This is a genomic window from Oscillibacter sp. MSJ-31 (assembly GCF_018918025.1).
In the GTDB taxonomy this organism is placed as follows: domain Bacteria; phylum Bacillota; class Clostridia; order Oscillospirales; family Oscillospiraceae; genus Hominicoprocola.
On record NZ_JAHLPT010000002.1, the window covers coordinates 253338 to 266357 of the forward strand.

The following is a 13020-nucleotide window of genomic DNA, read 5'->3' on the forward strand; positions in this document are numbered from 1 at the left end:
TTGCAATCTGCGCCGTGTCTGCTATAATGGCACAGACTACCATTACCGAAAAGGAGAAAAACGGTATGGACATTTTTGATATTTTAGGCCCCGTGATGGTCGGGCCGTCCAGCTCGCACACGGCGGGCGCAGCCCGCGTCGGCGCGATGGCGCGCACCCTGCTCGGTGAGGAGGTCGCGGACGCGAAGCTCCACCTTTACGGCTCGTTTGCTGAAACGGGAAAGGGCCACGGCACCGACCGTGCGCTCGTCGCGGGACTGCTCGGCATGAAGCCGGACGATCTGCGCATCCCCAACGCCTTTGAGGAGGCGAAGAAGGCGGGGCTGCGCTATACCATCGACGAGATCGACCTGCGCGATGCGCACCCGAACACCGCTGTGCTGGAGCTGACGGGCAAAGGCGGCCGCGCGCTGACCGTGCAGGCAAGCTCGCTCGGCGGCGGACGCATCATGGTCAACAAACTCGACGGCATCGAGGTCAACTTCACCGGCGAGAGCAACACGCTCGTCGTGCGCAACCAGGACGAGTTCGGCTCCGTCGCCGCGGTGACGAGCATTTTGAACCAGCTGCGCGTGAACGTGGCGAATATGAGCGTCCACCGCCACAAGCGCGGCGGCGACGCGCTCATGGTCATCGAGACCGACCAGCACATCAAGCCAAAGCAGGTGGAGTTCATCTCCGAGCTGCCCGGTATTCTGGGCGTGACATACTACGATAAGGAGGACGACGAGGATGGCTCTGGCTTCGATGAGCGAAATCTTTGAGCGCATGGCGCGGAACGGGCAGGAGTTCTGGGAGGTCGTCCTTGCCGACGACATGGACGAGCGGCAGGTCAGCCGCGAGGCGAGCATGGCGAAGATGCTCACGACCTGGCAGGCCATGCAGGACGCGGCGGACAGCTACACGGGCCGCAAACGCTCGGTGAGCGGACTGGTCGGCGGCGACGGCATGAAGATGCGCCAGTACACCTTCCGTGGCTGCGCCATGACCGGTGGCTACGTCAGCGAGGTCATCGCCGAGGCGCTTTCCATGGCGGAGTCCAACGCCTGTATGCGCCGCATCGTCGCGGCTCCCACGGCGGGCGCCTGCGGCGTGCTGCCGGCGGTGCTGCTGCCGCTGTGCAAATATGAGGAGCTGACGCAGCACCAGCTGCTCGAGGCGCTCTACGTCGCCGCAGGCATCGGCTCGATCATCGCCTACAAGGCGAGCATCGCGGGCGCGTCCGGCGGCTGTCAGGCGGAGATCGGCACGGCGTCCGCCATGGCGGCGGGCGCGCTGGTTGCCCTGCGCGGCGGCGAGGGCGAGCAGATCGGTCACGCGGTGGCGATGGCGCTCAAGAATCTCATGGGTCTTGTCTGCGACCCCGTCGCGGGACTGGTCGAGGTGCCCTGCGTCAAGCGCAATGTCATCGGCGCGGTCAACGCCGTGAGCGCGGCGGATATGGCGCTCGCGGGCATCGAGAGCCGCATCCCCGTCGATGAGGTCATCGACGCGATGGGCGAGGTCGGGCGGCGTATGCCGGTCGAGTTCCGCGAAACGGCGCTCGGCGGCCTTGCCGCCACGCCGACCGGCGAGCGGCTCAAGCGCGAGCTGACGGCCAAACGCGAAAAGCAATGAACCGCAAAAAGGAGAACGCTGCCATGCAATATCTGCTCGTCGGCTTTACGGTCTGGGTCATCACATTTTTTGTCATTCGCCATACGCGCAGGAAATAATCGGAAAAGAGAGCAACGGACGGCGGCGCAAAGCATACGCATAGGGACTTCCTGCCCCGACATAGGGTGAGGGGAGGAGTTGATGTATATGCTTTCCGCCGCCGTTTGGCTTTTGTGCAACAGCCTGTTTTTCTCCCTGCGCCTTGCCGGCAATCCCGGCTCATTCCCGCGCCCGCTCTCCGCCGCCGAGGAAAAGGAGTATCTCGAACGCTTCGCTGCGGGCGACCTTGAGACGCGCAACGTGCTCATCGAGCACAACCTGCGTCTTGTGGCGCACATCGTGAAGAAGATGTGTTCCAAAATGCAAATCTCTCTCGCGAAAAAGTGACTGAAGCGGTCTGCCCCAGCCTTAAATAGAGTTCCAGATCAATTCGCTGTTTCGTGCTGCCCTCGCAGACCACCACATGGTCGAGGATCGCCGCAACAACCTCCGTCGAGATGGTATCCTGAAAGGAAAGCTCCTGCCAAAGCGCTTTTTCGATTGCGGACAAGTCAACACTCGCAGCTGAGCCATTTTCCTCCAGCTTTTGTAAAGAAATCATCTGCTCCTGCATATCCGCAATCTGCTCGTTGAAGCGGTTGTTGCGCTTTTTGAATTCCTGAATTGTGATTGCGTTGGCGATACTAAGCTCCAGCAGTTTATCCTTTTTTTCCTCCAGTTGGCTGATCTGTGTGTTTAACTGGGTGAGTTGTCCGGAGTAATCACGCTTCTGCTGAGCGCTGGAAACGCTGTCCATCACAAGTCGGACAATCTGCTTTTGATTTTTCACCAGCTTTTGGAATTGGTCTGCCAAAATTGCGTCCAGCTCCTTTGTCCGGAGGGTCGGCAAATCGCATCCAGCTTTTCCATGCTCACGGTACATCCTGCACTGCCAGTATTCTGTGTGCCCCTCCATGGTTTTGAAGCTCTGCCGATGAAAGGCGGTTCCATGCTTTCCGCAAATGATTTTCCCGCTGTATGGATACCTACTCTGATAGCCTACGCCATAGGCTTTCGTTCTGGCGCTGCGTTTCTTAAATATCTCATTTGCCTGATTCCAGAGTTCTTCTGAGACAATCGCCGGGATATTGGGATCTGGGTATGTTACCCACTCACTTTCATCAAGAAATGCCGTTTTTTTCTTCCGATAATCCAAGGATTGTGTCTTATTACCACAGTACCACCCCTTGTACTTTGGGTTTTGCAGAATATGGCCGATGGTGACGGAATTGAATTTGTTTCCCAAAAGGCTTGTGTATCCACGGCGAGTCAACTCCTGTGACAGCTTGCGCAGGCCATAGTTTCCGGTGGCATAAAGCTGAAAAATCAGCTTGACCGCTTCCGCCTGCTCCGGGATGATTGTCAGCTTGCAATCTTTCTTATCGTAACCCCATAAGCGATTATTTCCCAAAACATGGCCGTTCTTGATAGACTGCCGAAAGCCAAATTTTAACCGCTCGGATAGTTTTCGAACTTCGTCCTGTGCCACACCAGCCATGACGATCAGCCGAAACTCACTATCGCTGTCCAGTGTGTTGATATTATCATTTTGGAACAGTACACCCACATTGTTGTCCAGCAGCTCTTGTGTATATTGGATACTGTCCAGTGTGTTGCGGGAAAAACGGGATATTTCTTTTGTGATAATGAAGTCAAACATCCCTCGTTTGGCATCCTCGATCATGCGCAGAAAACTGTCACGCTTATAAGTGCTCGTTCCAGAAATACCTTCATCAATGTAGCCAGGAACATACGTCCAATTCGGGTTCTTTTGAATGAACTCTGTGTAGTATTGAATCTGGTTTTCCAAACTACCCTGCTGCTCCACCTTTTCCGTAGAAACACGCGCATAGAACGTAACCCGGAGCGGCAGATCGTAAATGGTTTTTCCCTGCCGAATCTGCTCTCGAAGCCATCTAATTGTTACCATCCGTACTGACCTCCTCAGTTATTTTGTTGACGGTTTCAGTATCAGATGTAAATTGCCGTTTGTCAAAAAAACGGGAGCTGCTGGCAGAAACATACGTTTCTTCCGAAATCAACTCCCGCTTCCATAGTTGTTTTAATAACGCCAAAGCAATCTCGCGATCAACCTCCGTCACTGTCTTAGCCCCCCTTCCTTATATGCTATGGGATATGAGCCGAAAAAATGATGGACGGTCATCGCAGATATTCTTCCTTGTGTTTCATTTTCAACAGAAATTCTCCAATCTACACGGCAATATATACTATGAAACAAGGCGGTGATGAGCATGATTTCCGACGCTCATCGCCGCCTTACTTCTCGTTGATCCTGTTGGGTGGTGAGTAGGGACCACATTTCATCAGCAGGCGTCCAAGCCCGCGTCCGGTTCCTGAATGCCCAGGCGGGACGGTTTTCCTGCCGCCGATTTTTCTCCAAACTGGGAAAAGGCGCGGCGGCCATGCCGCCGCGCCTTTCGGTGCTTTGCTTGTGCGTTATGCCCGGAGGATCACTTCACACTGCCTTACGAGCATTTTTGTTTCAGCGTCTCTCGATAGAATAGATGTGGGGCAAACTGCGAGTGTTCAGAAAAATGAAAGGGGACTCAGCCATAGCTCCGTGTCAGATCAATGGAGTCCATATCGTCCGGCAGGAAGGGCACCCCTTCGCCGCTGCGCGAACGCTGGAAATGCATCTCCTCGCCGGAGGGGGAGATGAGGATCGGGAAACTGCCGCTGAGGGAGCTGCCGACGCCGGCGGAGAGATCCAGCCGCAGGCAGTCATCCTCCATGCGCCACACGCCGGAAAAGACCCGTGTCAGCTCTGTATTGTCTTCAAAGCGGTGGTAGAGCTCGGCGATCCCGGCATAGTCAGGGTCGCAATCGCCGTAGTGCAGGCTCATCAGCCAGTCATCACAGACCCAGGTGGTGTCTGCCAGGCCCATATCCGTAGGCGGCAGCCACCAGTCGTCGCCCGCCGGCTCCCAATCCTCGGGATAGTCAAGGCCTGTGATAGCACCAAAGATTCCAAAATCCATCAGCATGGGGGCGTAGTTCACACCGGTGGGCACGACGGGGCAGCCGGACTCATCGGTCAGCGGATACCATTTCACCTCCAGGCCGTTGTTGGTCACAAGGTTGACCTCCGTGTCCGGCTCATCTGGCCACTCCTCATAATTCACGAATACCAGCACAGGCTGCGCGTATTCTTCCCGATAGAGGACCTCGTCCGCCACCGGCCACACTCCGTTGCCCTGCGACTCCCAGGTCACATGATTTACAGCGAGACTGGTGCTCTCGTCCCGGGGGACGATGCAGTAGAGCTTGCCGCTCTCTCCGCCGAGTACGCGCTCCGCCGGGATCTCCAGCAGAAACGGCAGCTCGGAAACAAGATCACCGCTGTTTTCGAGCAGCCAGTCCGTCATCGACGATCTGTCGTTTGGCTCGCGCTGACCGAGGTAGGCCACCGCGCCGGCCAGCTGGTCATCCTCTACCATACACGCCCGCAGCAGGACAAGTCCCGCCTCCGCTTTCTCTGGATCGTCTGGATCGTCCTTTGGTTCAGACACATTGCCCTTGCCGCCGGAAAGCGCCCCTGTCATGTCGCTGCCGCCTTCTGTCTCGGGCCGCTCGGTCTCTCCGCCGCAGGCAGTCAGGCTCAGCGCAAATACCAGGCAGAGAAGCGCCGGAAGGAACCTGCGCAGGAACAAATGCTTCATCGTCCGCCTCCTTCTTAAAACGATCCGCTGCGGCCACTGCCGCCTCCACCGCTGCAGCTGCTGGTACTACCGCCGCTGTCAGAGTCATCGCGTATCTTGCGCCGTGTTTCGGTGGTGTGGGTGTAGCGGTCGTACTGCTTTGTCAGCGTCAGGCCGCCCGCGGCGACATACTCGTTGGCCTCTACCTTCTTATGGACGGTCTGCATCTTCCACTTGAGCATGATGCAGATAAAGCCGGAGATCGCGCAGGAGGCCGCCACAACAATGAGGTACATCGGAAGGGGATTCTTCCGCACGGGATCTCCCTCTTCCGCGAGAGTCAGATACTCATCGCAGGTATCCAGATAATGGGAAGCACCGCCGTACCAGTCGTTGTCTCCGAAATAGCCGAGGAAGGCATCCTCCAGCTGCTCCTGACCGTACTTATTGAACGCATACTCCGCGTTTTTGCCGTAGACGAACATGGCGTAGTCGCGCTCGTCCATGCTCAGCAGGATGATAATGCCGTCCCGGTTCTCGCCCATGCCCAGCTCATTGGCGTGATAGAGCTGGTAGGTGGTCTTGTAAACATCGTTCCCGCCGCCGTACTCTGTGAAGTCATCCACAAAAGCAACATAGACACCGCAGCCGTGGCGCTGGGAAATGTCCGAAGCCCGTGCTTCCAGTTCCGCCCACTCCTCGAAGGAAAGCTGGTCGCTGAGATCGAAGATATAGTTCATATCGGCGCCGGTCTGCTCCGGCGTCTGCGCCTCGGCATCACCGCCGGTGACGTCCGGCGAGGCGTCTGCCTGGAGGTAGTTCTCCACGCTCTCCGCCATCGCGTCCACCGCCTGTGAGAGCGCAGTGGCGCTCATGGTCATGTCCTCGCCATTCCATGCGCGCTGGACCATGTAGGGCGACACCGCGTCGCGCACAACGTCGGACAGTTCCTGTGCGCTGCCTCGCGCCGCATCAAGAAGGGTGTACACGCACCAATCCGTCTCCGAGAGCGTGTAAGCGCCGTCCTCCGTGCCGCGCAGCAGCAGCGTCAGCGAAACGCCGTCCCTTTTCTCGCCGCAGCCGTAGCCGGAATTCTCATAGACATATACCGCGATATCCGAGACACTGCTGTCCTCCACGCCCTCGTCGGTGAAGGCATCCACCCGCAGGTCAATGCCGAGCGCTTCCGTAAGCTGCGGGAGCGTCTGCTCCCCCTGATAGGTCAGTTCCACGGAGCCGAGCTCCTCGGTCTCATCGTAGATCGCACCGTACTCCACCGCCGCCATGGCGGGGACGCACAAAGCCAGCGCCAGCAAAAGCGTGGTCAGCAAAGCTGTCATTCTTTTTTTCATGTCCGTCCCCCCCTTGTTACAGCATCAGCAGCGTGACTCCGATGGAGCCGACGATTGAAAGGAGCGCCGCAATGCCGGCAAACATGCCCCAGAATTTTCCCCAGCTGACCGGCAGGTCGCCGACCAGCTTTCCGGTCTGCCCGTTCATGGCAAAGAGGAAGTCCTTCCCCTGCCACTTGGTATTGAGCATCCACACGGGCATGAGGGCGTAATGTACCTTGCCCCGCGCCAGATCCGTGCTGCCGGTCAGACGGGTGCAGGTATCGTAGCCCTTCACGCTGCCGCGCAGCGCGGCGTCCAGCGTGCCCTCGCAGCGCTGATCCGCACGCTCGCGGCTCTCCTCCACGCTCACATCGTACTTGTCGGCAAGAAAGCCGGGAAGGTAGGCTGTGGAAAAACTTTTCAAGCCCTTATAATCGTAGGGTTCGATGGAATCCATGTGATCGTCCGGCATTTTACTGGACGCATCCACCGGAACCTTTTCAAAAGTCACTCTGCCGGCGCGGTAAACGTCAAAATGTCTTGTCTCCGTGATTTCATAATCCCCGGAGGTGTAGGTGCGGGAGCGGGTTGCCTGATAACGGGCGTCGCCCATCGCCTTGCCGTCAAACATCCAGAAGGGGACGTAAACGCCGCGGATCTCCTGCACGTGGTTTTCGTTGGTAAAGGTCTTAGGCAGAAGAATCTTCCCCTTGTAGTGCTCTCTGAGCGCCTTGATGGCGTCCTCCCGGCTGAGCTTGAAGGGGAGGATGAAGTCCGGCTTCAGCTCTCCGGAAAACTGCCCCGGCACCACCGTGGGGTTGCCGCAATAGGGGCAGGATGTTGCCGCCGTGCTCTCGTCGCAGATGAGCTCCGCGCCGCAGCTGGGACAGCTGTACGCCTTCATGTGCGCGCCCTCCTCGCCCCAGTCGTCGCTGAAGCCGGAGGTATCCCAATCGCCGCCGTCGGCGGACGCTTTCTTCTGCTCCGCGGCCTTTTCTTCAGCCGCCTGCTGCGCCGCCGCGGCCTTCTCTTCTTTCTCCGCGTAGAGCGCCTCGATCTCCGCAACGTCGTAACTCGCGCCGCAGTATTCGCACTCCAGCTTACCGGAAGCGCCTACGAAGTGCAGCGGGCCGGTGCAGCCGGGGCATTGATAGTTGGTTACCTGTGCTGGCATAGATGGTTCCACCTCTTTCTTTTTCTCACAAGGAAGCGCCCGCCCGCGCTGCGGGCGGGCGCCGTTTGATACGCTGTGGTCAGGCAAAATATGCTGATGACCTTACTTGATCGTCATGCCGCTGAGGATGACGTCGGGCATCGTGCCGGGGACGCAGTCCAATTTCGTCAGTCCGATGGACAGCGCGCGCCCATCGTCGATCTGCGCGACGTACTCGATCCAGTCGTAGCCAATGTACTTGTAGGTGCGGCCCTTGAAGGTGATGCCGCTGATCTCACGGTCAGCGATCTCCTGATAATCTTTAAAGCTGTCCTTGTAGTAGTCGAAGTCCTCCACATTGGCTCTTACCTCGAATCTGATGGCGCCCGCGCCGAAGGCTGTGGGATCGTCGTTTTCCACAAGGCATTTCTTTCCCTCGTCATACGACCAGCCGGACTCGGGGATCTTCGTCGTGATCTTGACCGCGACATCATCGTGCGCGAACTGCGTGACGGTTACGGCGAAGTCCTTCATCTTGGTGTTTGCGGTGGCGGCCTTATCCGCCTCAGCCGCCTCAGCCTTCACGGTATCAAGATACTTCTCGATGGCCTCCTTGCCGGAGAAACCGCTGGTGTTGAAGGCACTGATCTTATAAACGCCCGGCGCCTCCTCGGCGAAGTTGACGTAGACGTAGTGGCTGGAATTGTCCTTCGAGATCCACTTATAGTAGCGGTAGTTCTGCTTCATGTGGTCGCTGTACTCTTCCTTGACGAACTCACCCTCCACGCCGAAGTAGTCGACGAGGTCTTCGTAGGTGGTGTCAAAAACATTGTTATTGACCTCGTTCATCCACACGTAGCCCTTCTGCACCGCTTCCTCGCTCACAAGGCCGGTGCCGCTGGGCGCGTTCGAATCGGTACCCGGCGTTGTGGTCTTCGTATCGCCGCTGCTTGCCGGGGCGTCCGCGCCGATGGCGTCCGGCATGGATTTGCCCGCCTTGATGAGGGGCAGATACCAGTCGTCGTAGGACTTGGGGCGAGAATCCTCATCCGCGTCATCCCAGTAGATTCCCCACGGGCGCAGATAGATCTCGTAGTAGAACTCATCCTCGCCGTTTTCGTAGTAGCCGTCGATGCAGATGAGATCATCCCAATCCGCCAGGCCGGGGTCAACGATCCAGTCCGCGTGCTCGATAGCGATATCCGTGAACTGGCCGTCCTCGGAGGTCATCGTGCCGTGCTCGCCGGTACCGGCGGTGCTCAGGGTGACGTTTACTTTGGCCATGAGGCTGTCTCGCGAGTAGTCCTCATCCCAGAGGCGGACGACGCCGGTCTTGTCTGCGCCGATGTCAATATTGCCGCAGATATCCCACCAGTCGCCCTCCATGGCTTCGTAATAGCCCGAGCAGCCGGTCATCTTCCACCAGCCGTACCAGTCGCCGTTCCACCAGTCGAGCAGATCATCGCCGGTCTTTTCCGGCGATGAGGAGGCGCCTTCCTTCTCGTAGAGGATGTAGACCTCGTTGCCCCAGAGATCACCGAGTTTGATGCAGCCGTCCTGCAAAACGCATTTGCTTTCCAGACCGTCGCGCTCGAGCGTCAAAGAACCGTCGCTCTCGAGCGTCCATTTGATGTCGGTCGCCTCGCCGCCGAGGCAGAACACGCCCTTGCCGCCGCTCTTGAGCTCGATGTAGCTCTCGCTGTCATAGAGGTCGGCTAAGGAATACCAGGTGTCGCCGTCGCTGGAGAACTCTGTGCCGATGTATTTGCCGAGGTTGGGGTCGGCGGATTTCCCGCCGTCCTTACCGCCGCAGGCGGTAAGGGAGAGCACCAGCACCAATGCCAGTGCAAGAGAAATGATTTTTTTCATAGTGAACTCCTTATCATCGATCCTGTGGTGCCGTGATCTGCGCTTGCAGCGGCGGCATTATGCCTTTTGAACGACATTGCCGTTCTTATCCGTGAATTTCCCGGTGGCGATCTTGACGAGGTCGATGAGCCAGCCGATACCGAAGAGGCCGCCGGTGAAGAGATAGAGAATGCCCGTGCCGATCTTGCCCGCATAGAAGCGGTGGATGCCCGCGCCGCCGACAAAGATGCACAGCAGCAGGAGCGTCAGCCAGTTTAGAGGCTTATCTGCGCCGGGCATTACCGCAGGCGCTACATAATCGGGAACCGTCTCGTCGGCAAGAATCTTCTTGATGGTGTCGGTCACACCGTCGATGTACTGGCCCTGCAGCAGCGGTCTGCTGGCAACGCCCTTGACGCCCTTGCGCATCACGCTGTTCTTGCCAACGTCGATGCCGTTGATCTTGGCGCTGCTATCCTGCGTGACCGGCGTGATCTTGATGTGCGTACCGTCCTTGACGTGGAGCCAGATGGTAACATCAAGGTTCGGTTCCTTTTCAAAGACGACGCGCTCGCCGGGAATACCGCCCTTGACGGAAAACGGCATCTGGAACGCCGTAGCGCGGGCGTTCAGCTTGTCATAGATCTCCTGGATCGTCATTGCGTTGGGGATATCGAATTCGCGGGGGAAGGTTGCGGTCATAGAGTCCTTCAAATTTTCGGTCAGGTTAGCCATAATCGTTTCCTCCTAAAACTTTTATATTTTATATATTGTTGATCCCTTGCAGGTTTCTCTCATGTGGTTGTGTCATTTCTGCCGCAGCAGCATTCATGCCGCGCGGGCAGCTGTCAGGGGCGGGGAGAACCGCAGTATTCGCAGAATCTGCCCGTGTTGGCGCCGCCGCAGGCGGGACACGTCCAGGGGCCTGCCGCAGGAATGTCCTGCGCAGCTTCGCGCATGATGATGTTCTCTTCCGGTGCAGCGCCGGCAGGCTGCTTGCCGCCGCTGCGCGCCTCATCGAGCGCTTGGCAGATCTCGTCGCCCATCTGACGATACTTGCGGTACTCCATACAATTTTCCGGGTTGACTTCGTTGGCCATTCGGTTCATGCCCATGGGCTGACCCATCATGGGCCGCTGCATATTCTGGGGCCGGCCGGGCATGGGCCGCTGCATTTGACCCATCTGTCCCATCATGGGGCGCTGCTGCATGGCAGCCGGCTCATAGTACACAGAGCTGTCATTCAGCCGGAACCGCATTTCATCGAAATAGGGGTGCCGCACCGAGATAATCACGTCAAAATCGTAGGAATACTCGTAGCGGGGCGGAACGTAGCTCACGTCCTTGCCATCCGAATCCTCCCGCATCTGCTCCCTGCGGTCCTCATCAATATCCACGCGGCAGCCGGTGATTGCGTCAAAGTCCAGAATATCCGGATTGGCCTCCGCCAAATCCCGGGCGCGGGTAACGGTAAACCACCGATGCTCCTCGTCTATCAGCACCTTCCAACTCTCGCCGTAGGTGCGGGTGATGCGGAACTGGGCGGCTCTGCCCCGGTTCTCTTCCCGGTAAGCAAGCTGCCCTTTGATGTCCTCCACCGTGGAGCGGCGGCGGTCGCTGAACCACGGCGAAAGCTTTTTCGCGCAGTCCTTGCAGAGATTGCCGTCCTCTAACTTGCGGTTGCCGAGAAGGCCGATCTTCTCGCCGCAGATGTCGCAGTACTTTTTATCAAATAAGCCCATAATCTATTGCTCCTGTTCCTGTATTTTTTGGAATGTCACCGTTTCTTCGCTCTCGTCCGGCCGTTCCAGCGTCAGCTCCAGCATTCCGCTGCCCTCGCCGTCCGCTGCCTCATAGCCAAATTCCTTGATCCTGCCAAGTGAAGCACCGTCCGGCGTCACAAGCTCGCGCTCCTCCACTTCCAGCTCCGTCCAGACGACCTTGCCCGGCCGGAGATAGGTAAAATGCAGTGGGGATGTCAGAACGGTCTCGCCGTCCGCGCGGAGAACGATGCCGCTCTCTTCGCCGATGTCGGCCTGCCAGCGGCCATCCGCGCTTTCCCACGCTCCCTCCAGCACGGGCCAGAGGGCGGAATTGTCCGCATAGGTGTGGTCGCCGTCCAGCAGGAACGCGGCATCCGGATTTTCCATGCCGTCGCCCCCGTCCATGATCTGATCTGTGACAAAGTGCTTATATAACCCGGAAAGGGCTAAACCCACGAGTATCCCCGCCAGAAGGATCCAGATCATCCGGCGCTTCATCCAACGATGTCCCCATCGTCAAAGGGATCACCGCACTCGGGGCAGAACTTGGGGGGATGCTGGGGGTCGGCAGGCTCCCAACCGCACTTGTCACATTTATACTGGGGGACGCCGGCGGGCTTTTTCGCGCCGCACACAGAGCAGAACTTGCCCTTGTTCACCGCGCCGCAGGCGCACGTCCATCCATCGTCCGCGACAGCGGGCTTGGGGCTGCCGCACTCAGGGCAGAACTTGCCGGTGGCGGTGGCACCGCAGGCACATTTCCAGCTGTCGCCCGCGGGCTTGGGCTCAGGCTTCTTGCTGCCGCAGTTCGCGCAGAACTTGCCTGTGTTGCCCGTCTGTCCGCACGCGCAGGTCCAGCCTGCCGCCGCCTGCGCCGCCTGCTGCTGCGCGCCCTGCTGATAGAGGGTGCCCATCTGCGCGCCTGCCATGCCGCCTGCCATGCCCATGCCCATGAACGCGCCGACCGCGCCGTTCGGGTTGCCCGCCGCCGTCTTCATCGCGTCGCCGGTCGCGCCCGCAAGGTGCGCCGCTGCGCGGGTCGGGTCCATAAACGCCGCGTTGCGCTGCATCTCCTTGATCATCTTCTCGTCTTCCTCGTTCGCCGTGACGGAGGAAACGCCGAAGGAGACGACCTCGATGCCGCGCAGGTCGCGCCACTTGGCGCTCAGCGCCTCGTTGAGCGCGTCCGCCAGCTCGACCGTGTGGCCGGGCAGCGCGGAGTAGCGGATGCCCATTTCGCTGATCTTCGCGAACGCGGGCTGGAGCGCGGTGAGCAGCTCGGTCTTGAGCTGGCTGTCGAGATTCGAGCGGTCATAGTCCTCGCTCACGTTGCCGCAGACATTCGTGTAGAACAGGAGTGGGTTGGCGATATGATAGCTGTACTCGCCGAAGCAGCGGATGCCCACGTCGATGTCGATCGCCGCGCGCTGATCCACGACGCGGAACGGGACGGGAGACGCCGTGCCGTACTTGTTGCCGACGAGCTCCTTCGTGTTGAAGTAGTAAACGCGCTGGTCCTTGGGCGCTTCGCCGCCGAAGGTGAAACGCTTGCCGATGTTGCGGAAAAC

At 58.7% G+C, this 13020-nt stretch carries 13 protein-coding genes; 3 read left to right on the forward strand and 10 right to left on the reverse strand.

Annotation, left to right across the window (positions count from 1 at the left end; genetic code table 11):
• Window positions 1–65: 65 nt before the first annotated feature.
• The 3 genes from sdaAB to KQI17_RS03140 all read left to right on the forward strand — a co-directional run bounded on the left by sdaAB (window position 66) and on the right by KQI17_RS03140 (window position 2043).
• Window positions 66–764 (forward strand): L-serine ammonia-lyase, iron-sulfur-dependent subunit beta, encoded by a 699-nt coding sequence (sdaAB, locus tag KQI17_RS03130; RefSeq protein ID WP_216494762.1) that lies wholly within the window; start codon window positions 66–68, stop codon window positions 762–764.
• On the forward strand, window positions 733–1617 hold the full coding sequence (sdaAA, locus tag KQI17_RS03135; RefSeq protein ID WP_216494763.1) for an L-serine ammonia-lyase, iron-sulfur-dependent, subunit alpha: 885 nt from the start codon (window positions 733–735) through the stop codon (window positions 1615–1617). The genes sdaAB and sdaAA overlap by 32 nt, the downstream gene beginning before the upstream one ends.
• Window positions 1618–1797: 180 nt before the next feature.
• Window positions 1798–2043 (forward strand): sporulation sigma factor SigK, encoded by a 246-nt coding sequence (locus KQI17_RS03140; protein WP_253285656.1) that lies wholly within the window; start codon window positions 1798–1800, stop codon window positions 2041–2043.
• On the opposite strand, the gene KQI17_RS03145 is transcribed toward KQI17_RS03140, so the two are convergent.
• From KQI17_RS03145 to KQI17_RS03190, 10 genes are all read right to left on the reverse strand, one after another.
• Entirely contained in the window at window positions 1961–3625 is a 1665-nt protein-coding gene (locus tag KQI17_RS03145) for a recombinase family protein (RefSeq protein WP_216494764.1), read from the reverse strand. The two genes, KQI17_RS03140 and KQI17_RS03145, sit on opposite strands and share 83 nt — an antisense overlap.
• Window positions 3612–3797 (reverse strand): hypothetical protein, encoded by a 186-nt coding sequence (locus tag KQI17_RS03150; RefSeq protein WP_216494765.1) that lies wholly within the window; start codon window positions 3795–3797, stop codon window positions 3612–3614. The genes KQI17_RS03145 and KQI17_RS03150 overlap by 14 nt, the downstream gene beginning before the upstream one ends.
• A 465-nt stretch (window positions 3798–4262) precedes the next feature.
• Window positions 4263–5375 carry a hypothetical protein gene (locus KQI17_RS03155; protein WP_216494766.1) on the reverse strand — a complete coding sequence of 371 codons (1113 nt, stop codon included), beginning with the start codon at window positions 5373–5375 and terminating at the stop codon, window positions 4263–4265.
• 14 nt (window positions 5376–5389) lie between these two features.
• A complete protein-coding gene (locus KQI17_RS03160; RefSeq protein ID WP_216494767.1) occupies window positions 5390–6706 on the reverse strand; it encodes a TPM domain-containing protein in 1317 nt (438 codons plus the stop codon).
• A 16-nt stretch (window positions 6707–6722) separates the two neighbouring features.
• Window positions 6723–7862, reverse strand: a complete 1140-nt coding sequence (locus tag KQI17_RS03165) for a hypothetical protein (RefSeq protein WP_216494768.1) — start codon at window positions 7860–7862, stop codon at window positions 6723–6725.
• A 102-nt stretch (window positions 7863–7964) separates the two neighbouring features.
• On the reverse strand, window positions 7965–9710 hold the full coding sequence (locus tag KQI17_RS03170; protein WP_216494769.1) for a hypothetical protein: 1746 nt from the start codon (window positions 9708–9710) through the stop codon (window positions 7965–7967).
• A gap of 57 nt (window positions 9711–9767) precedes the next feature.
• The gene (locus tag KQI17_RS03175; RefSeq protein WP_253285657.1) at window positions 9768–10424 is read right to left on the reverse strand and encodes a TM2 domain-containing protein; all 657 of its coding nucleotides are present in this window, start codon (window positions 10422–10424) and stop codon (window positions 9768–9770) included.
• Window positions 10425–10537: 113 nt separating this feature from the next.
• Window positions 10538–11431, reverse strand: coding sequence for a DUF4428 domain-containing protein (locus KQI17_RS03180; protein ID WP_216494770.1), 894 nt, complete (start codon window positions 11429–11431; stop codon window positions 10538–10540).
• Window positions 11432–11434: 3 nt separating this feature from the next.
• Window positions 11435–11938: a hypothetical protein gene (locus tag KQI17_RS03185; protein WP_216494771.1), complete on the reverse strand. Its 504-nt coding sequence runs from the start codon at window positions 11936–11938 to the stop codon at window positions 11435–11437.
• 8 nt (window positions 11939–11946) lie between these two features.
• On the reverse strand, window positions 11947–13020 hold a 1074-nt coding region (locus KQI17_RS03190; protein WP_216494772.1), incomplete at its 5' end, for an SPFH domain-containing protein.

Bases quoted from the DNA above. Each gene is read 5' to 3' on its own strand.
- KQI17_RS03140 (WP_253285656.1), top strand. From the start codon at position 1,798: ATGTATATGCTTTCCGCCGCCGTTTGGCTTTTGTGCAACAGCCTGTTT.
- KQI17_RS03170 (WP_216494769.1), bottom strand. From the start codon at position 9,710: ATGAAAAAAATCATTTCTCTTGCACTGGCATTGGTGCTGGTGCTCTCC.
- KQI17_RS03185 (WP_216494771.1), bottom strand. From the start codon at position 11,938: ATGATCTGGATCCTTCTGGCGGGGATACTCGTGGGTTTAGCCCTTTCC.
- KQI17_RS03145 (WP_216494764.1), bottom strand. From the start codon at position 3,625: ATGGTAACAATTAGATGGCTTCGAGAGCAGATTCGGCAGGGAAAAACC.
- KQI17_RS03165 (WP_216494768.1), bottom strand. From the start codon at position 7,862: ATGCCAGCACAGGTAACCAACTATCAATGCCCCGGCTGCACCGGCCCG.
- sdaAA (WP_216494763.1), top strand. From the start codon at position 733: ATGGCTCTGGCTTCGATGAGCGAAATCTTTGAGCGCATGGCGCGGAAC.
- KQI17_RS03155 (WP_216494766.1), bottom strand. From the start codon at position 5,375: ATGAAGCATTTGTTCCTGCGCAGGTTCCTTCCGGCGCTTCTCTGCCTG.
- KQI17_RS03180 (WP_216494770.1), bottom strand. From the start codon at position 11,431: ATGGGCTTATTTGATAAAAAGTACTGCGACATCTGCGGCGAGAAGATC.
- KQI17_RS03175 (WP_253285657.1), bottom strand. From the start codon at position 10,424: ATGGCTAACCTGACCGAAAATTTGAAGGACTCTATGACCGCAACCTTC.
- KQI17_RS03160 (WP_216494767.1), bottom strand. From the start codon at position 6,706: ATGAAAAAAAGAATGACAGCTTTGCTGACCACGCTTTTGCTGGCGCTG.
- sdaAB (WP_216494762.1), top strand. From the start codon at position 66: ATGGACATTTTTGATATTTTAGGCCCCGTGATGGTCGGGCCGTCCAGC.